At 70.6% G+C, this 20424-nt stretch carries 21 protein-coding genes and 2 tRNA genes; 15 read left to right on the top strand and 8 right to left on the bottom strand.

What is annotated here, in order from left to right:
* On the top strand, window positions 1–1086 hold the full coding sequence (locus IE272_RS10830) for a hypothetical protein (protein ID WP_190006721.1): 1086 nt from the start codon (window positions 1–3) through the stop codon (window positions 1084–1086).
* Window positions 1087–1416: 330 nt separating this feature from the next.
* Here the strand turns inward: IE272_RS10830 and IE272_RS10825 are convergent, their stop codons facing one another.
* Window positions 1417–1881, bottom strand: coding sequence for an NUDIX hydrolase (locus IE272_RS10825; RefSeq protein ID WP_190006720.1), 465 nt, complete (start codon window positions 1879–1881; stop codon window positions 1417–1419).
* Between the two features lie 18 nt (window positions 1882–1899).
* Here IE272_RS10825 and IE272_RS10820 point away from each other — a divergent pair, with 18 nt between their 5' ends.
* The 12 genes from IE272_RS10820 to IE272_RS10765 all read left to right on the top strand — a co-directional run bounded on the left by IE272_RS10820 (window position 1900) and on the right by IE272_RS10765 (window position 9305).
* Window positions 1900–2679 carry a GntR family transcriptional regulator gene (locus IE272_RS10820; protein WP_190006719.1) on the top strand — a complete coding sequence of 260 codons (780 nt, stop codon included), beginning with the start codon at window positions 1900–1902 and terminating at the stop codon, window positions 2677–2679.
* A 139-nt stretch (window positions 2680–2818) separates the two neighbouring features.
* Entirely contained in the window at window positions 2819–3178 is a 360-nt protein-coding gene (locus tag IE272_RS10815; RefSeq protein WP_094211126.1) for an SCO3933 family regulatory protein, read from the top strand.
* A gap of 2 nt (window positions 3179–3180) precedes the next feature.
* Window positions 3181–4533: an FtsK/SpoIIIE domain-containing protein gene (locus IE272_RS10810; RefSeq protein ID WP_190006718.1), complete on the top strand. Its 1353-nt coding sequence runs from the start codon at window positions 3181–3183 to the stop codon at window positions 4531–4533.
* An 80-nt stretch (window positions 4534–4613) separates the two neighbouring features.
* Entirely contained in the window at window positions 4614–4799 is a 186-nt protein-coding gene (locus IE272_RS10805) for a hypothetical protein (RefSeq protein WP_015577979.1), read from the top strand.
* The gene (locus tag IE272_RS10800) at window positions 4799–5464 is read left to right on the top strand and encodes a DUF2637 domain-containing protein (RefSeq protein WP_190006717.1); all 666 of its coding nucleotides are present in this window, start codon (window positions 4799–4801) and stop codon (window positions 5462–5464) included. Before IE272_RS10805 ends, IE272_RS10800 begins: the two co-directional genes overlap by 1 nt.
* Before the next feature lie 18 nt (window positions 5465–5482).
* A complete protein-coding gene (locus IE272_RS10795; RefSeq protein ID WP_190006716.1) occupies window positions 5483–5668 on the top strand; it encodes a hypothetical protein in 186 nt (61 codons plus the stop codon).
* Window positions 5669–5673: 5 nt separating this feature from the next.
* Complete coding sequence (locus IE272_RS10790; protein WP_107412428.1) at window positions 5674–5865, top strand: mobile element transfer protein; 192 nt, start codon at window positions 5674–5676, stop codon at window positions 5863–5865.
* 12 nt (window positions 5866–5877) lie between these two features.
* Window positions 5878–6033, top strand: coding sequence for a hypothetical protein (locus IE272_RS10785; protein WP_010060553.1), 156 nt, complete (start codon window positions 5878–5880; stop codon window positions 6031–6033).
* Between the two features lie 27 nt (window positions 6034–6060).
* On the top strand, window positions 6061–6375 hold the full coding sequence (locus IE272_RS10780) for a hypothetical protein (protein WP_010060554.1): 315 nt from the start codon (window positions 6061–6063) through the stop codon (window positions 6373–6375).
* A 91-nt stretch (window positions 6376–6466) separates the two neighbouring features.
* Complete coding sequence (gene repSA / locus IE272_RS10775) at window positions 6467–7879, top strand: replication initiator protein RepSA (RefSeq protein ID WP_308433847.1); 1413 nt, start codon at window positions 6467–6469, stop codon at window positions 7877–7879.
* Complete coding sequence (locus IE272_RS10770) at window positions 7876–8082, top strand: excisionase family DNA-binding protein (RefSeq protein ID WP_190006714.1); 207 nt, start codon at window positions 7876–7878, stop codon at window positions 8080–8082. The genes repSA and IE272_RS10770 overlap by 4 nt, the downstream gene beginning before the upstream one ends.
* Entirely contained in the window at window positions 8079–9305 is a 1227-nt protein-coding gene (locus tag IE272_RS10765) for a site-specific integrase (protein WP_455753370.1), read from the top strand. The genes IE272_RS10770 and IE272_RS10765 overlap by 4 nt, the downstream gene beginning before the upstream one ends.
* A 78-nt stretch (window positions 9306–9383) precedes the next feature.
* Here the strand turns inward: IE272_RS10765 and IE272_RS10760 are convergent.
* Both IE272_RS10760 and IE272_RS10755 read right to left on the bottom strand, forming a co-directional pair.
* Window positions 9384–9456: transfer RNA gene (locus IE272_RS10760), tRNA-Arg, on the bottom strand.
* A gap of 248 nt (window positions 9457–9704) precedes the next feature.
* Window positions 9705–9795, bottom strand: a tRNA-Ser gene (locus tag IE272_RS10755).
* Window positions 9796–10086: 291 nt separating this feature from the next.
* Between IE272_RS10755 and IE272_RS10750 the strand changes: the two genes are divergently transcribed.
* Both IE272_RS10750 and IE272_RS10745 read left to right on the top strand, forming a co-directional pair.
* Window positions 10087–10659: an SSI family serine proteinase inhibitor gene (locus IE272_RS10750; protein ID WP_056702233.1), complete on the top strand. Its 573-nt coding sequence runs from the start codon at window positions 10087–10089 to the stop codon at window positions 10657–10659.
* A gap of 303 nt (window positions 10660–10962) precedes the next feature.
* A complete protein-coding gene (locus IE272_RS10745) occupies window positions 10963–15123 on the top strand; it encodes a PAS domain-containing protein (RefSeq protein WP_190006712.1) in 4161 nt (1386 codons plus the stop codon).
* Between the two features lie 126 nt (window positions 15124–15249).
* On the opposite strand, the gene IE272_RS10740 is transcribed toward IE272_RS10745, so the two are convergent.
* The 5 genes from IE272_RS10740 to IE272_RS10720 all read right to left on the bottom strand — a co-directional run bounded on the left by IE272_RS10740 (window position 15250) and on the right by IE272_RS10720 (window position 20423).
* Window positions 15250–16902 carry a long-chain fatty acid--CoA ligase gene (locus IE272_RS10740; protein ID WP_190006711.1) on the bottom strand — a complete coding sequence of 551 codons (1653 nt, stop codon included), beginning with the start codon at window positions 16900–16902 and terminating at the stop codon, window positions 15250–15252.
* 146 nt (window positions 16903–17048) lie between these two features.
* Window positions 17049–17612: a SigE family RNA polymerase sigma factor gene (locus IE272_RS10735; protein WP_030077401.1), complete on the bottom strand. Its 564-nt coding sequence runs from the start codon at window positions 17610–17612 to the stop codon at window positions 17049–17051.
* A 170-nt stretch (window positions 17613–17782) separates the two neighbouring features.
* Entirely contained in the window at window positions 17783–18949 is a 1167-nt protein-coding gene (locus IE272_RS10730; protein WP_050359920.1) for a lipid-transfer protein, read from the bottom strand.
* Complete coding sequence (locus tag IE272_RS10725) at window positions 18946–19383, bottom strand: MaoC family dehydratase (RefSeq protein WP_190006710.1); 438 nt, start codon at window positions 19381–19383, stop codon at window positions 18946–18948. Before IE272_RS10725 ends, IE272_RS10730 begins: the two co-directional genes overlap by 4 nt.
* Complete coding sequence (locus IE272_RS10720) at window positions 19380–20423, bottom strand: acyl-CoA dehydrogenase family protein (protein ID WP_190006709.1); 1044 nt, start codon at window positions 20421–20423, stop codon at window positions 19380–19382. Before IE272_RS10720 ends, IE272_RS10725 begins: the two co-directional genes overlap by 4 nt.
* Window position 20424 lies beyond the last annotated feature (1 nt).

Raw genomic sequence — 20424 nt, 5'->3', positions numbered from 1 at the left:
GTGGATCGGCTTGATCGGCTCACGGAGATGGCGCGGAACCACTACGTAACGGTGGCGGCCGATGCCATGGGAAAACAAGGCACTACAGCACTCCGTGAATTTTTGCCTCGGCTCAAGGAGATTCATCGTTGTGTGGACTATGAGTCCATCAACGTGGCTCTCACTGTCTTCTACGTTGTTGGCCAAGATTCACACCTTGATTATGCAGCGGCCCACAGAGTATCTGATCCGAGTATGTTGGCCCTACATAACGACGGGGTTCTGACAGTCGAAGTTCGCGATGATGGATCATATTTCGTCTGGAAAGAGAAGTACGAACCGGACGGCTTCGACAGTAGGTGCGTTGTCTACCATTACGAGCCGAGTCAGGGTGAGAAATTCTGGGTAGATGGGTCACCTGGCGAAGTTCCACCTTCGGTGGGCTTTGCGCGACTTTTTGGAATATCCAGATTTGAGGACCTGGCTCAATGTCTTCAGGAGTATTCAGTAAAGCTTGCCAGATCGAGTGAGTGTCAAATAATTGGTGACCTCTGGCGCGAAGAAGGTCGCGTCATGTGGAAGCCCGGCCCGGAAAGTCGAATGAGGGCTAGTTTGTATCAGCACCTCAAAAGCGGTTTGCGTCATGGTAATCCAGATATCACTCAGGAGACCAACGTCGACGATGCGAATCCTATCGACATTCAGGTGACGTGGGAAAACTCGAATCGTATTGCCCTCATCGAGATCAAATGGCTTGGGCGTAGTGGTGCATTGACTCCTCAGCCGAGGCAAACTAAGGAATGGACAGAAGCGAGGGCCCGAAGCGGGTTGCGTCAGTTGGCTGAGTACCTAGACCTGCTCAGGTCTAGGGCTGGAACTTACGATAGGCGTGGATTCTTGTTCATCTTTGATGCGCGCCGAGCCAACGTTAAGCCAGAGACGGCCTCTCTTTCGCGGAAGGATGGGTTGGCGTACCAGGATAGGCATATTTCCTACGATTCAGAGTTGTTGAATCGGAGCGATATGGCTACGCCGGTTCGATGCTTCTGTGAACCTAACTTCGCTACCGGAGCAAGCCCAAGTCGCAATAAGAATTCAGCCAACTAGTTACCGAGGTCGGTGGAGCGGCTTTGGGCTGGAGCTGCTTTGGGGCGAGTGATCATGGCCCCTTAAGCTTCCAGCGAGTCGGGCAGTCTGTGGACCTGCCCGTTAAAGCACGACGTTGGGGCCATGATCTTAGAGGCTCGCCCCAAAGTGGCTGCCTAAAGCCGTGGAGCCGACCGCCCCTGCCACAGAGAGTGTCTCCCCACTTCATGCCCGCAGCCGCCGAGCGCGCCGCCGGGCGCGGCCAGCCGGGGCGGAGACAGGAGGCAGGCCGCGCCGCAGAGGCGGCGCGCGCCCGCGCCGTGCGCGGGCCTTGATGAAGTAGAGAAAGTCTTATCCCGCTGTGATGAGCTGCTTGCCGTCGTGGCTCCGCACGTGAGGGCCGTTGCCGTCCAGGGCGTCCAGGAGGCGGACCGCGTAGACCTCGGCCATGCGCTCGCTGACCTCGTCGGGTGTGAGCCAGGAGACGGCTGTCGACTCGCTTGATGTGCGCTCCGTGCCGCCAGAGGGCTTGCAGCGGAAGACTAGAGCGACGATGCCTCGGGTCGTGTTCTTGTAGACGCCGGTGAGATGGTCCACCTCGACGTGGATGCCTGTCTCCTCCCAGACCTCGCGGGCAACGCCGGACTCGGGTGTTTCGTTGAGTTCGAGGATGCCGCCGGGGAGCTCCCAGGTGCCGTTGTCGGCTCGGCGGATCGCCAAGAGGCGGCCGTCCTCGCGCACCACTACTCCGGCGACGGACACGGAGTGCAGGGGAGTGGGTGCCGCTTCCTGTGGTTGACTCATGTAGAGGAGCATAGGAGGCAGGGAAGGACTATGGGAACTGCGGCGGGAGGGGCCGGTTCCGGTCCTCGGTATGTACAGATCGCTGATGACCTCGTGCAGCAGATCCGGGCAGGCGTCCTCAAGGCCGGCGACATGGTGCCGAGCGAATCCGAGCTGGTGGACCGCTACGGCGTCTCCGGCGGGACGATCCGCAAGGCCATGGTCGAGGTACGGGCGAGTGGGCTCGTCGAGACCAGGCATGGCAAGGGCTCGATCGTGAGAAATCGGCCCCCCGTGCGGCGCCGCTCCTCCGATCGGTTCCGGCGCTCGCTCCGGCAAGGTGGCCAGGCCGCCTACCTCGCGGAGTCCGCACAGTCCGGCGCCACCGCGAAAGTCAGCGTCCTCTACATCGGTCCCATGGACGCGCCCGAGGATGCCGCCGAGCGTCTGGGCGTGCCCGCCGGTACGCAGGTGTTGGCCCGTCGGCGCCTCTACTTCCGTAACGGCACCCCGGTGGAGACCGCCTCGTCGTACCTGCCCTGGGACGTGGTGAAGGAGATCCCGGAGCTGTTCGCCGAGAACCCCGGGGGCGGCGGCATCTATGCCCGACTCGAAGACCATGGGCATGAGTTCGCGGAGTTCGTCGAGACGCTGCAAGCGCGCCCGGCCTCGAAGTCGGAGGCCTCGGAACTGGCGCTCAGCCCTGGTGCGCCCGTGGTTCACCTGATCCGTGAGGCCCGTACGACCGCGGGTCGGGTGGTCGAGGTCTGCGACACGCTCATGGCCGCTGACCAGTTCGTTTTCGAATATCGGATCCCTGCCGACGACTGACGTCCGCTCAACTTCCCTCAACCCGTCGCGAGTTCTTCCTCGCGGCGGGTTGACTCATGTACAGGAGTCAGGCACTCTTCTTCATGTCACTCATATACATGAGTGGCGGAGTTCAGCATCTATAGAGGAGTGATCTGCTGTGCGTCAGATTCCCGTCGACACCTCCAGCGCTGTCGTGATGGTCGCCAAGATTCCGCAGGTCAAGGTCCGTGACCGCCGCACCGGTGAGATCGCCACCGACATGGAGACCGGTGCTCAGCTCATGACCGTGGACGTGATGTTCGCGGCGAACGAGGAGGTGGAGATCCTGTCCGTCACCGTTCCGGAGCCCGGGATCACCGGTGAGCTGGCCATGGGTACGCCGGTCGCGCTCACCGGCCTGGTCGCCCGTCCGTGGGAGAACGACTTCAACGGCCAGCGGCGGCACGGCATCGCGTTCCGCGCGGTCGCGGTCACCTCGCTCGCCGACGTCGCCGCCGCAGGGTCGAAGGCGGCCTGATCATGACCGCCTTCAAGGTCGCTCTGGTGCTGGTCGTCGCCGCTGCGGGTCTCCTGCGGTGGCGGCGGCCCGCCTGGTACTGGTTGGCCTTCGGGGTCACCCTGGCCGCGCTGCGGGTCTTGGTCCGATACCGCTCGGTCATGGACGCGTGCGGGTTGACCGTTCCGCCGGCGCGGTGGCGGTTATCCCTGGCTCGGGCCACCAACCGGCCGATACCTGAGCCCCGCCCACCGCGTATCCGGCGACTGCGGCCGACTCGCACCGGCCTGGTCCTCCGACTCAAGCTCCGTCCCGGTCAGGACGTCTTCGACATCGCCGCGGCCTCGGACCGGCTTCGGCACTCGTTCTCGATGTTCGGCGTGACCTCGCGTGAGGTGCGGTCCGGTGTCGTCGAGGTGCGGATGACCGGATACGACGTGCTCAAGCGGGTGCAGATGCCTGCAGAGACGGAGACCCGGGCGATGCGGGTACCGGTCGCCCTTCGGGAGGACGGGTCGGTGCACTACCGCGACTACCGCGCGATACCTCACGCCCTCACCCTCGGCGCCACGGAGTCCGGCAAGTCGGTCTACCAACGCAACCTGGTCGCCGGCCTTGCTCCTCTGGACGTTGCCCTCGTCGGCATCGACTGCAAACAAGGGGTCGAACTCTTCCCGCTGGCACGCCGGTTCTCAGCACTGGCCGACAGCCCGGACACCGCTGCCGAACTCCTCGATGCACTCGTAGCGCGGATGGCGGACGTCTACCGCCTCATCCGTACCCAGCAGCGCATCACCGTCGATGTGCCGGACGCGGAGATCGCCGCCGACATCTGGGACCTTCCTGATGAGCTCCGCCCGACCCCGGTCGTCGTCCTGGTCGACGAGGTGGCCGAACTCGCCCTGTACGCAACGAAGGAGGAGGAGAGGCGGCGAGACCGCATCATCACCGCCCTGGTCCGTCTCGCACAGCTCGGCCGCGCCGCCGGTATCTACCTCGAAATCTGCGGACAGCGCTTCGGCTCCGAACTCGGCAAGGGCATCACCATGCTCCGCGCCCAACTCACCGGCCGCACCGCCCACCGTCTCAACGACGAGACCTCCGCCAACATGGCCTTCGGCGACATCGCCCCGGACGCGGTCCTCGCCGCCATCCAGATTCCCGCCGAACTGCGAGGCCTCGCCATCGCGGGAGACGCGTCCGGCGGCTGGCACCGCATCCGCGCTCCGCACACCTCGCTCCGCCAGGCCGTGAACCTCTGCAACCGGTACGCCGACAGGACCCCGGACCTGCCCGAGCTGGCCCCTTTCCGGCCCACCACCGGCACCGCCACCGAGCTCGTGCCATCGGCGAAGGCCGCTCCGGCCACCGCCTGATCTCTCCCCCCACCCGGTAGGCGTGACCGTCTTCGCGCCGAGTCCCTACCACTGCCATGCCCAGAGAAGGGAGAACCGCCATGTGCCCCGACTGCGAGGACTTCGCCCGGACAGTGCTTCTGCTCGGCCAACTCGCTCTGTACGCCGACATGGCCGGCGCCGACCTCGACTTCGTGGACGTCGTCAGCCCGTCCCTCGCCGTGTCGCTGCCGGAGCCGCCGCCGGGCACGTTCCCGGACGACTCCGACCCCGCTGAGGACTCCTGATGAGCGCCCGGCACGGTCTCCGGATCGACGCGGTGTTGATCCAGGCGGTCATCGCCGGAGCTCTGTCCTTCGCCCACCTGCACGACCTCGCCGCCGCGGCCGGACAGGACGGCTGGAAGGCATGGGCCTACCCGGTCAGCGTCGACCTGCTCCTTGTCGCCTCCTGGCGTCGGCTGCGCAGTGAGGGTCCGTCTCGGTTGGCCTGGTGCTGGTTCCTGATCGCCCTGTTCGCGTCCCTCGGCGCCAACGTCGCCACCGCCGGATTCCTCGACCTGGCCGACCCGCCGGCCCCGCTCCGGCTCGGCATCGCCGGATGGCCCGCACTCGCCTTCCTCGGCGGCACTCTCCTAGCCCACTCGTCGGGGAAGCCGGAGCCAGCTTCGCCAGCCGCCGTCACGGAGACAAAGGACGTCGGGCCGACGCGTGTGCCTGACGCTGCCCCGATCCCATCCCAGGCCGATGAACCCCCTGCGACAAAGGCCCTGTCCTCGCCGCCGGCCCCGTCCCCGGATACGCCCGTCCCCGCCGTGCTGATCGACCACGCCCGCAAGGTCGCCGACGAGTACCGCACCCGTACCGGATCACCGATCGACACCGACACCCTCCGCTCCCGCCTCGGCGTTCCGCCCCACCTCGCCGATGCCATCGCTGCCCGCCTCAGCTGACCGCGAAGGAGAACTGAGATGACCCACAATCCCGCCGACCTGACCGTGGCCGACTACCTCGACGGAGCGCGTGAGATGGCCGCAACAGGACGCCCCTTCCTCGCCCACCTGCTCGCCGAGGAAGCCGCACGGCGCGTCGACGACCCGGCCACCGCCCGCAGCATCCGCGCCCAGTACACCGACCCGACGACCGACAGGGACTGACCGGTATGCCCGCCCGCGACAGCTTCCACTCCGTGATGCGAATCGGCCCCGTGCAGATCGGCACCCACCGCGACCGCACCGGCCGCACCGTCCACGCCGCCGTCTGCACTGCCGACCGCTGCGGCTGGTCCGCCGACTACTCCAGCCGGACCGCCGCCCAACTCGCCGCCCGTACCCACCGCTGCACCGTCCGTTAGGAGACAGCGTCCATGGACGTCCCCCTCTGGATCGCCCTGCTGGTCGTCGGCTACCTCGGCATCAAGCTCTTCCGTCCGCCGGTGTGGCTGATCTGCGTGCTCCTCCTCGGCGGCTACCTCCTCGCCGACAGCCTCTTCGCGTCCGTCATCGACACCGCCGTCAAGTAACCCGCGCCCGGGAGAGGAGAACCACCCATGTTCCAGCCCAAGATCCCGACCATGCCGCAGCCCTCGGGCCTGGTCACCCCGCCCGCCGTCGTCCAGCCGACCACCATCACGCCCGGCACGCCTGCCCCGGCACCCGCCGCCGCCCCTGAGCCGTCCCGTCCGGTCGTCCAGCTCACCCCCGGCACCGCGGTCGCGCTCGTCGGCGCCGGTACCGCCGTCGTCCTGGTCGTCGGCACCGTCCTGGTCTCGCTGCTCCTGGCGGTCGCCGTCACCAGTGCCTCGGTCGCGGTCTGCGCGGTCGTCCTGCGCTCCCTGATCGCGTCCGACGCCAAACGCCGCTGACCGGCCCCCGGGCGGCCTCGATACCGCCAAGCATCCGCCGCCCGGGAGCCGTGCCCACCGATCGATCTTGCAACCGGAAGGAACCCCCAGCATGGCGCACCGGCCCTCACCCTCGAAACAGAAGCGGCCCATGCCCGCCCCACAGCTCGACCCGACCGTCCTCGGGGATGTCCTCCGCGTGGCCTCGGCTTCCGACTACACGCGCTGGGAGGACCAGATCCGCCGCACCGGCGGCTGTGCCGACCCTGTCCATCTGAGCGGCTGGGTAACTCATAAGGACAAGACCACCGGCGAGACCCTGCACCGCTACTCGACCGCGTACGAGCCGGGCGGGCGCCTCCGTATCGCCTGCGGCAACCGTCGCGCCTCCCGCTGCCCCTCCTGCGCCTGGACCTACGCGGGCGACACCTACCACCTGATCCGCGCCGGCCTCGCCGGAGACGACCGCCGAGACATCACCGCCGCCGTCCGCAAACACCCGCGCGTCTTCGCCACCCTCACCGCACCCTCGTTCGGCCCCGTCCACAACCGCCCCGACCGGGGCAGCTGCCGGTGCGGCACCGCGCACGCCTTGGACTCCGGGGACCTGGGCTCCGCCCTTGATCCGGAGACCTACGACTACGCGGGCGCCGTGCTCTTCAACAACCACGCCGGGGAGCTCTGGCAGCGCTTCACCACCCGACTCCGCCGCGAACTCGCCATCCACGCAGGAATCCCACGCCGTGAGCTGGGCGACCACCTCCGCGTCTCCTTCGGCAAGGTCGCCGAATTCCAGAAGCGCGGAGCCCTCCACTTCCACGCCGTCGTACGTCTCGACGGCCCGGAAGGGCCTTGTACTCCGCCGCCCTCTTGGGCCACGGTCGACCTCCTCACCGACGCTATACGCACCGCAGCCGCGCACTCGTACACGTCGGTCTCCGTCCCGGCTGCCGGTGGACAGCCGCCCCGGACCTTCCGGTGGGGCCGACAGCTCGACGTCCGCCCGGTCAAGGCCTTCGGCGACGGTTCAGACGTCACCGAACAGGCCGTCGCCTCGTACGTGGCCAAGTACGCCACCAAAGCCGCCGAGAACACCGGCACCCTGGACCGCCGCATCGGGGAACTCGCCGAACTCGAACGCCACCGCGTTCCCGATCACACCCGTCGTCTCATCACCGCATGCCGTGAGCTCGACAGCCTCTATCCGGACCGGCGCCTCTGGGCCTGGGCCCACATGCTCGGCTTCCGCGGCCACTTCTCGTCCAAGTCCCGCACCTACTCCACCACCCTCGGCGCCCTCCGTCAGGAACGCGCCGACTACCGCGCCGCCCAGGAAGCGCCTGCTCTCGGCCTCGCCGACCGCGAACCAGACACCGTCCTCGTCCTGACCGACTGGCAGTACGTCGGCCACGGGCACACCCCCGGCGAAGGGGCCCTTGCCGCCACCATCGCCCGTGACCTCCAAACCAACCGCGAGACCGCCCGCGAAGCCCGGTATGACGCTCTGGAAGGGACAGTTGCATGACCACCACCGTGATCGAGCGCAAGTGGCACTCCACCACCGAGGTCGCCGAGATGCTCGGCTTCGGGCTCTCCAAGACGAAAATGCTCGTGCTCACCGGGGAGATCCGCTCCGTGAAAGTCGGCCGCAACCGCCGCATCCTCCCGGCCTGGGTGGACGAGTACATCCAGCGCGTCTCCGCCGACACCGAAGGGTGGGCGGCATGACCGGCAAGCGCGGCAACGGAGAGGGCTCCATCTACCCGTACAAGAACGGCTTCGCGGCCTACGTCTGGGTGACCAAGCCGGACGGGAAGCGCGCTAGGAAGTACGCGTACGGCAAGACCCGCGAAGAGGTCCACGACAAGTGGCTGACCCTCCACGCGGAAGCGAAGAAGGGGCCCGTGGCCACCCGGCACCGCACCCTCGACGCCTTCCTGGCGTACTGGCTCGACTCGATCGTGAAGCCCAACCTCGCCCCGCTGTCCTACGTCTCGTACGAGGGGTACGTCAGGCTCTACATCACCCCTCACCTCGGCTCCAAGCGGCTCGACAAGCTCACCGTCCGGGATGTGCGCGAGTGGCTGACCAAGCTGGGCACCGTCTGTCAGTGCTGCGCCCAGGGGAAGGACGAGAAGAGGGCGGCTGCTCGACGGAAGTGCTGCGCGGTCGGAGACTGCTGCGAGTCGTACCCGTCCCGCCGGGTGATCCAGGCATCCCGCGACGCTCTGCGGGCTGCCCTGACGCATGCGGTCACAGAGGAGGAGATCGGTAAGAACGTCGCCTCGCTCGTGAAGGTGCCGAAGCCTCGTCGACGCCGGATCAAGCCGTGGTCTGTTGCTGAGGCCGGCCAGTTCCTCGCGGACGCTGCTGCTCGCGATGACCACCTCTTTGCAGCCTGGGTTCTTGTGCTGACGCTCGGCCTGAGGCGCGGGGAGGTTCTGGGGCTTACGTGGAAGTCCATCGACTTCGAGGCTGGCGAACTGTACGTGGACCACCAGATCCAGCGGGCTGGCAGGCAGATCCTCCACCGCGAGACCAAGACCGAGGACTCTGACGACTTCCTGCCCCTGCCGTCCCTCTGCCTGAAAGCCCTACGGATGCGCCGGGCTCAGCAGGTCGGCGACCGGACGGCCGCGGGCGAACTCTGGCAGGACGCGCACGGCCTGGTGTTCACCACCAAGTACGGCACTCCGATCGAGCCGGGGAACCTCACCCGGATGTTCGCACTCCGGGCCCGCCGCGCCGGCCTCCGGGTCATCCCGCTGCGGAACACGCGGCACACATGCAGTTCGCTCCTGGTCGCGCTCAAAGTGCACCCGAAGATCGCTCAGCGAATCCTTCGGCACTCACAGATCGCCATGACGATGGAGGTCTACGCCGAGGCCAGCGAGGAAGAGGTACGCGCCGCGATCGGCAAGCTGTCCGACGCGATGGGCGGTACCGGCTGACACGGTTGCTGTACTTCGCTGCTGTACGGGCAACGCGAGAGGCCCCCAGGATTTCTCCTGGGGGCCTCTGGCCTGCTGTGCACTCGGCAGGATTCGAACCTGCAACCTTCTGATCCGTAGTCAGATGCTCTATCCGTTAAGCTACGAGTGCTTGGCGTTCCGGGCTTTTTTCTCCCCGGTCGGCGTTGCGAGAACAACATTACATGACCTGCGCCGTGACGCGAAATCCATTAGTCGCACCGCTGCCGACCTGCGGAAACGGCCTCCCCAGACGCATCTCGGCCACCCTCCCGAACCGGTCTCGAACCCGCCCGAACCGGCCCCGGCGACCCTCCGCGCCCTCGCGCGCCCCGGAACGACCGAAGCCCCGTGCCAGGGGCACGGGGCTTCGGGATGGAGCGGAGGCGGAGGGATTTGAACCCTCGATGGGCTTTAAGACCCAAACCGCATTAGCAGTGCGGCGCCATAGACCGGACTAGGCGACGCCTCCTCCACACACCTCGCGCGGACGCGAGTGGTGCGTGCAGATGATGACACAGTCGAGCGTCGTGCCACCAATCGCGGGCAACGTTACTAGGCCTCCGGGTGCCAGGGCAAAGCAGTTCGGCGTGGTGCCGCAACGTCCGGGCGTGGTGCGCGTTAGAGAGGGGTGGGGGCTCCGGTCTCCGTCAGTCGTCGTCGCCCGTCAGTCGTCCGTCAGCCGTGGCGCCCGGGCGGTTCGGTGATCACCCGTGACCGCCGCCCGTGGCCGACCCCGCTGCAGAGATCCTGGAGCTTCCGCATGCTGCGCCGTCTCGCCCTCACCGCCGTCGTCTCGCTCGCCGCGCTCGCCACCGCCGTGCCGGCCTCGACGGCCTCCGGTTCCACGTCTTCCGGGCCCGTGCCCTCCGCCGTCCCCACCACCGGCCCGTTCGCCGCCGCCCGGCCCTCCCTCGGGCCGCTCCCGCTGCCGTTGCCGCCGCTGCCCGGATTCCTGGACGGCGGGGAGGGGAAGGGCACGGGCGAGGCGAACGAGGTGCTGACGCGGCTCACCGTGTCCGTCGAGAACACCGGGGTCGCGGGCGCCGACGGCACCTTCGAGCTGGAGTGCGGGCCCACCGGGGGCAGCCACCCGCAGGGGCAGGCCGCCTGTGACCGGCTGGCGGAGGCCGGCGCCACCAGGGCCGGGCGGCAGGAGCTGTTCCGGCCGACTCCCGAGGGCACGATGTGCACGATGATCCACGGCGGCGACGCCACCGCGCGCATCGTGGGCACCTGGGAGGGCCGGGCCGTGGACACCACCGCGAGCCGCCGCGACGGATGCGAGATCGCGCGCTGGAACAGCCTCGTGCCGGTGCTTCCGGATGTCCGATAGTCCGTCGGTGATGGCGTAAAAGCGTTCGCCCTCCCGTGCCTGTCGCAGCCGGCTCCCGGGCCGGGCGCGCCCTGAGCGGTGGGGCCGCGCCGCGCGTCCGCGCACGTCACGGGGTGCGCGGACGCTCACGTCATAGGCCCGTGGCGTACACGGCGCGCACAGAACCTTGGTGAGAGCTCCCCCTCATCCGCCGCCCCCGGAGCCTCCCCTGCCCTTAGACTCCTCCAGTGACAGTCTGCGGCCCGAGGGGCAAGATGGGGCCCGCTGTCGGCAAGGTGCGGTAATCAGGGAGGAAGCGTCGTCGTGAGCAGCAGGCCATCCCGAGGCACTGCTCGCCTCGCAGCCATACTCGATGCCCTTCCTGACGGGCTTCTGCTCGTCAATTGCAACGGCACGGTCGTCAACGCCAACGCCATCGCCCTCGAAATGTTCGAGACCCCGGGCACCGCGCTCGTCGGTCGCGGACTGCTCGATCTGCTGCCGGAGTTCGACTCCAAGCTGATCCCGGGGTCGATGCGCAGGCCCGAGGCTGCGGACGAGCAGGGCAGGACCAAGCCGACGCGGATGACCGCGCGGCGCACCGACGGCAACGAGTACCCCGTCGAGGTCACCAGCGCGAGCCTCGACAGCGGGCAGGCCGCGTACAACGACATCCACTCCAGCTACACCGGTGACGAGCTGCTCATGCTCGTGGTGCGGGACCTCTCCGGCACCGTCGACACCGAGGCGGAGCTGGCCCGTTCGCAGCGGCAGACCGAGATGATCCTGCGGGCCGCCTCCGAGGGCGTCGTCGGCACGGACACCGACGGGCGCGTCGTCCTCGTGAACCCCGCCGCCGCGCAGATCCTCGGCTTCCGGGCCAGCGACCTCGGCGGCCAGGAGCTGCATCCGCTGATCCTGCACTCGCGGGCGGAGGGCGAGCCGTTCCCGTACGAGGACTCCCCGCTCGCCGACACCCTCAAGTCCGGGCGCAAGCACAGGGTGCGCGGGCAGGTGCTGTGGTCCAAGAGCGGCGCGCAGGTGCCGGTGGACCTCACGACCGCGCCGGTACGGGACGGGGACCAGCTCGTCGGCGCGGTGATGACGTTCACCGACCGCCGGCCGTACGAGGAGTTGTCGACGCAGCACACGAGCGTCGTCGCCGAGCTGACCACGAGCCACTCCGCCGAGGTCACCGCGCTCAAGGAGGCGCACGCCGCCGAACTGGAGGCGCTGAAGGAGGCGCACGCCGCCGAGCTCGCCGACCGGACCGAGCGGTACGCCGCCGAGATCGAGGGGCAGGCCGAGCTGCTCGCCTCCCTGGGCGCCCAGCACTCCCAGCTCACCGCCGTCCTCGGGGGTTCGCTGCGCGGGCCCCTGGAGGAGCTGCGCGGCGAGCTGACCACGCTCGCCTCCGACCCGGCCGGGCAGCTGTGGCCCGAGGCCAACCAGATCCTGCACCACCTCGCCGCCGGGTACGCCCGGATGACCACGCTCGTCGACAACGTGCTGGGGTACCAGCGCCTGGACGCGGGGGTGGAGGGGCTGCACAAGGCCCCGGCGATGGTGGACGGCATCGTCACGGGCGGTATCGACGGGGCGGTCGAGCTGATCGGCCCCGGGCGCGCCCAGTTCGCCGTGCACGCCCCGCCGATCGAGGCCGAGGTCGACGCGCCCCGGCTCGCGACCGCCATCGCCCACCTCGTCGCGGACGTCTGCGGGGTCGATTCGACCGGCAAGACCCGGGCGGTGCCCGGCGGCGGCTACGTCGACTCCACCGTGGTCGTGGCCGCCGCCCAGCGCGGTGACGTCGTACGGATCGAGGTGCGGGGGCCGTTCGCCGGGGGCGACCCGGTGCACGAGCCGATCGTGCGCGGCATCGTGCAGGCGCACGGCGGGGTCCTCCAGACGCACGAGATGCCGGGCATGAGCGGCAGCGCGTACGTCCTCGACCTGCCCATCGGCACCGCGTCCGGCACGATCGCCCCGCCGGAGACGGACGGCAACGCCCTGCCGCCGGAACCTGCTCCCGTCGCGTCCTCCTCGCCCGAGGGCCTCGGAGCACCGGGCGTCACCAGCGGCGGCCGGCGGCGGGCGCGCAGGTCCTCCACCGACACGTTCCTGGACAGCCCGGTCGGTACGCCGGAGAGCGCGGGTGACGGCACGGCCGAGGCCGCTGCTCCCGTCGCCGACGACCGGCCCGTCGCCGAGCCGACCGGGCGGCGGCGGGCGCGCCGTGGACCGGCCGCGCCCGAGGAGCAGCAGGCCCCCGAGCTGATCCCGGCCCAGCAGGGCGAGGGTTCCGGGCGTCGGCGCGGGCGTCCCAGCCCGGCCGAGGCGGCCCCGGGCACGGTTCCGGCAGCCGACGCGGTGCGGGAGCAGCCTCAGCCGTCGCAGCGGGGGGCGCTGGCCCTGACCTCCGCCCCGTCCCCGGCGCCCGCCGCCCCTTCGGAGGGGTCGGTCGTCACCGCGGCCGAGAACGCCCAGGGCGGCGGTCGCCCGCAGCTCGGGCAGACCGTGCCGCCGCAGGGCGTCCCGGTGGACCCGCAACAGCCCGTTCCGCCCACCGGACGGCGGGCCCGTCGGGAGGACCAGCCGGCCCTCCCCGCCCTCGCCTCCGGAAACAGCGGCAACAGCGGCAACAGCGGCGCTGAAGGCGTCGGGGGTCACTCCGGCCCGGACCAGTCCCAGCAGCCCGGAGGGCGGCGTGCCCGGCGCGCGCTGGCCGCCGCCCAGGAGCGCACCGCGGCCGAGGCCGGACCGCGGACCGCCTTCGCCCTGCCGCCCGCCGACGCGGACCGGACGCCGATCGCCCCCGACGCCCCGGGGACCCCCGGCGACGGGGCGAGCACGCACCACGCGCGTACCGCACCGGACGCCGGGCACACGCCTCCGCAGGCGCACCCCGTCGCCCCGGCGCACAGCGGCCCGCAGACGGACGGAACCTCCGGGCAGGGCTTCCCGGTCGCACCCGAAGCGGCCCACGCTCCCGGCCCGCACGACGGCGGCGTACCGGAGGCTCCCGGCCCGGCGCCGGACCTCGCGTCGTGGGGCGGCACGGGCCAGAACGCCCACTCCGGCACCGGAGAGAGCACGCACACCGGCACCGGGCGGACCGCCCACACCACCGGCGTGGCGGCCGTCGCCGATCCGGTGGCGCACCCGGCCGACGGTGACGCGGGCGTCCCGGCCCCGGACGCGCGGCGGCAGCCGCTGCCCGCCGAGGAGCCGATGCCGGACGGCAGCAACCCCGACTCGACGCAGGGGAGGGCCTTCAGCGTGCGAACGCTGGGCCAGGGCGTGCCGTTCGCCCAGCACCTCGCGCACCAGCAGAACCAGCCGCATCAGAGCCTCGGCGGGGCCGGCCGGCGCCGCAAGCTCGCCGCCCCGCCGGAGGGCGACCGCGCCCCGGCCCGGACCGCCGGCGGCCGGCAGGCCCCGCCCCAGCAGGACCGGCCGGGCACTCCCGCGCCCGCTTCCGTGCCGGGGACGCAGCAGAACCCGCCCCACCCCCATCCCCAGGACCAGGGCCCGGACCAGGCTCAGACTCAGGAGTCCGGCCGGCCGGGTCAGCCGGCACAGGGCGGGCCCGGCGCCGCCTACGGCGAGGGGCAGCTGCTCGCGCCGCCCGTCGCGGAGGGGCGCGCGTACGCCATAGGGGCGCCCGACGAGGGGGCGGAGGGTCCCGAGCCGCTGGACGGGCCCGGGGGCGCGGTCGAGGTCGCCAACCGGCCGCACCCGCACCCGGTCGACGACGAGCTGCCGCCCGAGCCGCTGGACAACCCGCGTCGGCTGCTGGTCTGGCCCGCGCCCGACGTGCCGACCCAGCAGGCGCTCAGCGACCGGGGCTACCGTCCGGTGATCGTGAACTCCCGCGAGGAGGTCGACGCCCAGATCGCCGCGTTCCCCGCCGCGCTCTTCGTCGACCCGCTGACCGGTCCCATCACCCGTACCGCGTTGCAGTCGCTGCGTCAGGCGGCCGTCGCGGCCGAGGTCCCGGTGCTGGTCACCGCCGGTCTGGGGCAGGCGACCCGGGAAGCGGCGTACGGCGCCGACCCGGCCGTCCTGCTCAAGGCGCTGGCCCCGCGCGACAGCGAACAGCATCCCTCGCGGGTGCTCCTGATCGAGGAGCACGAGGAGATCGCGGTGGCGCTGACGCAGACCCTGGAGCGGCGCGGGATGCAGGTGGCGCGCGCCGGGACGGACAGCGAGGCCGTCGATCTGGCGGGCCGGATGCGGCCGAACCTCGTGGTGATGGACCTGATGCAGGTACGCCGCCGGCGCGCCGGGATCATCGACTGGCTGCGGGCCAACGGGCAGCTGAACCGCACCCCGCTGGTCGTCTACACCTCGGCCGGGATGGACCACGCCGATCTGCCGCTGCTCGCCTCGGGCGAAACCGTCCTCTTCCTTGCGGAACGGTCGACCAGCGACGAGGTCCAGTCGCGGATCGTCGACCTGCTGGCGAAGATCGGCACCAACTAGGGGCTTGCGGAGAGCCGAACAGGGCGGGGGCGGTACGGGTTTCCCGTACCGCCCCCGCCCTGTTTCACGTGAAACCGGAGCAGGGCCCGAAGCCTCAGAGCTGAGTGACGTCAGAGCTGGGATACGTCAGAGCTGGGTGACGTCCAGCTCGCCTTCCGCGTACTGCTTGCGGATCACCTTCTTGTCGAACTTGCCGACGCTCGTCTTCGGCACGGCGGCGATCACCGACCAGCGCTCCGGCAGCTGCCACTTGGCGATGCCCGACTCGGCGAGGAACTCCTTCAGCGCCTCGTAGTCGGTTCCGGCGGCGCCCTCCTTGAGGACGACGGTCGCCAGCGGCCGCTCGCCCCACTTCTCGTCCGGCACGGCGACGACGGCCGCCTCCGCGACGTCCGGGTGGGCCATCAGCGCGTTCTCCAGCTCCACGCTGGAGATCCACTCGCCGCCCGACTTGATGACGTCCTTGGCCCGGTCGGTGAGGGTGAGGTAGCCGTCGGTGCTGATCACGCCGACATCGCCGGTCTTCAGCCAGCCGTCCTCGCTGAACTTGTCCTCGGGGCGCAGATGCTCGCCGTCGGCCCCGCCGTAGTAGGCGGAAGCGATCCAGGGGCCCCGGACCTCCAGCTCACCGGCCGACTCGCCGTCCCACGGAAGGTGCTCGCCGCCGGGGCCGACCAGCCGCGCCTCGACCCCGGCGGGGAAGCGGCCCTGGGTGACCCGGTACGGCCACTCCTCGTCGGTGCTCAGGCCGGCGGGCGGGTGGGCCATGGTGCCGAGCGGCGAGGTCTCCGTCATGCCCCAGGCGTGGCAGAGACGGACGCCGAGCTTGTCGTACGCCTCCATCAGCGAGGGCGGACAGGCCGCGCCGCCGATGGTCACGTTGGCCATGGAGGAGAGGTCGCGCGGGTTGGCGGTGACCTCGGCGAGCAGGCCCTGCCAGATGGTGGGAACGGCCGCCGCGTGCGTCGGGCGCTCGCTCTCGATCATGTCGGCGAGCGGGGCGGGCTGCAGGAAGCGGTCAGGCATGAGCATGTTGACGCCGCTCATGAACGTGGCGTGCGGCAGCCCCCAGGCGTTCACGTGGAACTGGGGCACGACGACGAGCGTGGTGTCCTTGTCGGTCAGCCCCATCGACTCGGTCATGTTGACCTGCATCGAGTGCAGGTAGATCGAGCGGTGCGAGTAGACGACACCCTTGGGGTCACCCGTGGTCCCGGAGGTGTAGCACATGGCCGCGGCCTGGCGTTCGTCCAGCTCCGGCCAGTCGTACGTGGTGGGGCGGCCCGCGATCAGTTCCTCGTACTCGTGCACGCGCGGCGTGACACCGGCGAGGGCGGAGCGGTCGCCGGGGCCGGACACGACCACGTGCTCGATGCTCGGCAGGTGGGGCAGCAGCGGCACGAGGAGCGGCAGCAGCGAGCCGTTGACGATCACCACCTTGTCGTCCGCGTGGTTGACGATCCAGGCGAGCTGCTCGGGCGGCAGCCGGAGGTTGAGGGTGTGGAGCACGGCGCCCATGGAGGGAATGGCGAGGTACGCCTCGACGTGGACGGAGTTGTTCCACATGAGCGTCGCGACCCTCTGGTCGCCGTCGACGCCCAGCTCGTCGCGGAGCGCGTTGGCCAGCCGGGTGGCGCGCGCGCCGATCTCGGCGAAGGTGACGCGGTGCGGCTCGGGTTCGCCGGTCCAGGTCGTGACCTGCGACTTCCCATGAATCGTCATCCCGTGGTGCAGGATGCGGGTGACAGTCAGCGGTACGTCCTGCATGGTGCTCAGCACGGCGTCCTCCCGGTAGGCGCTACGCGGCAGTAAGGTTCCGCTGATTCTGCGCACATACCAAGCGGTATGTCACTACTCGCGGGAAAATTCCTGTCGGGAAAGCCGGGTCCGGGGCCCTCGCGGCGGAGCGGCCGCGCCGGCCGGAGTCAGCGGACCGGCGTCAGCTCCGGGTCCTCGCGGAGCTTGCCGAGGGCACGGGAGACGGCGCTCTTGACCGTACCGATCGACACGCCGAGCACCTCCGCCGTCTGGGCCTCGCTCAGGTCCTCGTAATAGCGCAGGACGACCATCGCGCGCTGGCGGTCCGGGAGCTTGAGCACCGCTCGCCACATCGCGTCGTGCAACGACTGCTGCTCGGCCGGGTCCGGCGCCGGGAAGGCCTCCCGCTCGGGCAGCTCCTCGCAGGCGAACTCGTCGACCTTGCGCTTGCGCCACTGCGAGGTGCGGGTGTTGAGCAGCGCCCGGCGGACATAGCCGTCCAGCGCCCGGTGGTCCTCGATCCGCTCCCACGCCACGTACGTCTTGGCGAGCGCGGTCTGCAGCAGGTCCTCCGCGTCGCACGGGTTCGCGGTGAGCGAGCGCGCGGTACGCAGCAGGACCGGCCCACGGGCCCGTACGTACGAGGAGAACGACGCGTAGGGCGTGTGGGGGTGGCCGGCGGCGGTGGCAGAGGCCGCCCTGGAGGCGCCCGTGCAGACTGGCGTGGTCATGTATCCCACGCTAGGAGCGAGCGCCGCCGAGGGGATCGGCCCCAGGTCCCGAAGCGTCGTCCGCCTCAGGTTGTAGGGGGTGTGCACCCTGCACCTCCTGAAGGTGGACGGGCCTCCGCCCGGCCTTAGGGGTCCGCCCCCGAGAGCCCCCGGGGGCCGGGCGTCGCCGCTCAGCCATCCGCACCGATGACCAGGCCCGACGTCGGCACCCCCGTACCGGCCGTGACCAGCGACCTCGCCGCCCCCGCCACCTGGTTCACCGAGGTCCCCCGGATCTGCCGGACGGCCTCCGCGATGCCGTTCATCCCGTGGAGGTACGCCTCCCCCAGCTGACCCCCATGGGTGTTCAGGGGCAGGGTGTCCGCCGCGACGAACGCCCCGGCCTCGCCGGGACCGCAGAAACCGAACTCCTCCAGCTGCATCAGGACGAACGGCGTGAAGTGGTCGTAGAGGATGCCCACGTCGATGTCGGCCGGGGACAGCCCGGAGCTGCGCCAGAGCTGCCGGGCGACCACGGCGGTCTCCGGCAGGCCCGTCAGCCCGTCCCGGTAGAAGCTCGTCATCTGCTCCTGCGACCGGCCCGCGCCCTGCGCCGCCGCGACGACCACGGCGGGCGGCCGGGGCAGGTCCCGGGCGCGCTCCAGGCTCGTGACGACGAGGGCCTGACCGCCGTCCGTCTCCTGGCAGCAGTCCAGCAGCCGCAACGGCTCCACGATCCAGCGGGAGGCGGCGTGGTCGGCGAGAGTGATGGGCTTCCCGTGGAAGTACGCCGCCGGGTTCCGCGCCGCGTGCCGCCGGTCGACCACCGCCACGTGCCCGAAGACCTCCGGGTCGAGGCCGTACGCGTGCAGGTAGCGCTGGGCCGCCATCGCCACCCACGAGGCCGGGGTGAGCAGCCCGTAGGGAAGGTTCCAGCCGAGCGCCGCACCCTCGGCGGTGGGCTCGCGCCGCTGGACGCCGGAGCCGAAGCGGCGGCCGGAGCGTTCGTTGAAGGCCCGGTAGCAGACGACGACGTCCGCGACCCCGCTCGCGACCGCCAGGGCGGCCTGCTGCACGGTGGCGCAGGCCGCGCCGCCGCCGTAGTGGATCCGGGAGAAGAACGACAGCTCGCCGATCCCGGCCGCCTGGGCGACGGTGATCTCGGGGCTGGTGTCCATGGTGAAGGTGACGAGCCCGTCCACGTCGGCGGGGGTGAGGCCCGCGTCGTCGAGGGCGGCGCGGACGGCCTCGACGGCCAGCTTCAGCTCGCTGCGGCCGGAGTCCTTGGAGAACTCGGTGGCCCCGATGCCGACGATCGCGGCCTTCCCGCCGAGCGAGTCGGCTCTACGGATGCTCATGCTCCGGCCCCTTCGTCGCTCCGGGCCGGGAGGGCCAGGGTGACCGTGCCGGTGACGTGGCGGCCGATGCCGTTGTCGCCGGTGACGGCGATCGTCGCGCGCACGGGCTCTTCGCCGGCCGGTCCGGACAGCTCGGTGATACGGCCGGTCAACCGCATGACGTCGCCCGGGTAGTTGGGAGCGCCGAGACGGATCGCGACCTTGCGGAGGACGGCGGCCGGGCCGAAGTGGTCGGTGATGTAGCGGCCGACGAGCCCGTTGGTGGTGAGGATGTTCATGAAGATGTCGGGCGAGCCCTTCTCCTTCGCCAGGTCCGCGTCGTGGTGCACGTCCTGGTAGTCGCGCGAAGCGATGGCCCCGGCGACGATCAGGGTCCGGGTCAGGGGGATGTCCAGGGGCGGCAGCTCGTCGCCGACGCGGTACGCCTGTGTCACGACGCCTCCTCCTGACGGCCCGCCGCGAGCAACAGGCCGAGCTCCTCCAGGACTTCGCCGCCGCAGCCGAGATACGCGTCGAGCTGGCGGCCCCAGAGGAAGTGCCGGTGCACCGGGTGGTTGAGGTCGGCCCCGGTACCGCCGTGCAGGTGCTGGCCCGCGTGGACGACCCGCTTGCCCGCCTCCGAGGCCCACCAGGCGGCGGTCAGCGCCTGCGCTGCGTACGGCCTCCGGTCGTCGTGCCGCCAGGCGGCCTCGTACGCGGTGACCCGGATCGCCTCGGTGTCCATGTGGGCGTCGGCGGCGCGGAGCAGGACGCCCTGGTTGGTGGAGAGCGGGCGCCCGAACTGCTCGCGGGTGACCGTGTGCTGGACCGCGCGCGCGAGCGAGCCCGCGCACACCCCGGCCTGAAGTCCGGCGAACGCGGTACGGGCGGCGGCGAGGACGGCCGCGTACGCCTCCGGCCCGCCCCCCAGACGCTCCCCCCGTACGCCGTCGAGAACCAGCCGTCCCGCCGCCCAGGGCGCGGTCGTCTCCACCGGGGTCACCTCGACGCCCGGAGCGCCCGCCTCCACGATCCACAGGGCCCGGTCGGCGTCCGCGACCAGCACCAGGGTGGCGTCGCGCAGCCACGGCACCCAGGGCACGGCCCCGTACAGCGCACCGTCCGAGGTGTGTACGCCGCCCCGCGCCGGGAACGCGCCCGTCGCCACCGCCGTACCGTCGCGCAGGCCCGGAAGCAGGCGCTCGCGCTGCTCGGGCGTCCCGTGCTCGGCGACCGCGAGCAGCCCGTACACACAGGAGGCCGCGAACGGCACCTGGGCGGTGGTCCGGCCCTGTTCCTCCAGCAGCAGGACGAGGCCGAGCAGCCCGACGTCCTCGACCGCGCCGGGCAGTCCCGCCGCGCACAGCTCCTTCCACAACTCCGCGTCCGTGCCCGTGCCGGCCGCCGCCAGCCGATCGTGCGTGGACAGGTCGCCGAAGACGCTCGCGGCCAGTCCCTGCGCGGCGGACTGCTCCTCGCTCGGGGTGAAGTCCATC

Origin of the sequence: Streptomyces anulatus (assembly GCF_014650675.1) — a bacterium.
In the GTDB taxonomy this organism is placed as follows: Bacteria; Actinomycetota; Actinomycetes; order Streptomycetales; family Streptomycetaceae; genus Streptomyces; species Streptomyces anulatus.
This window is presented reverse-complemented; position numbering and strand designations above follow the sequence as displayed.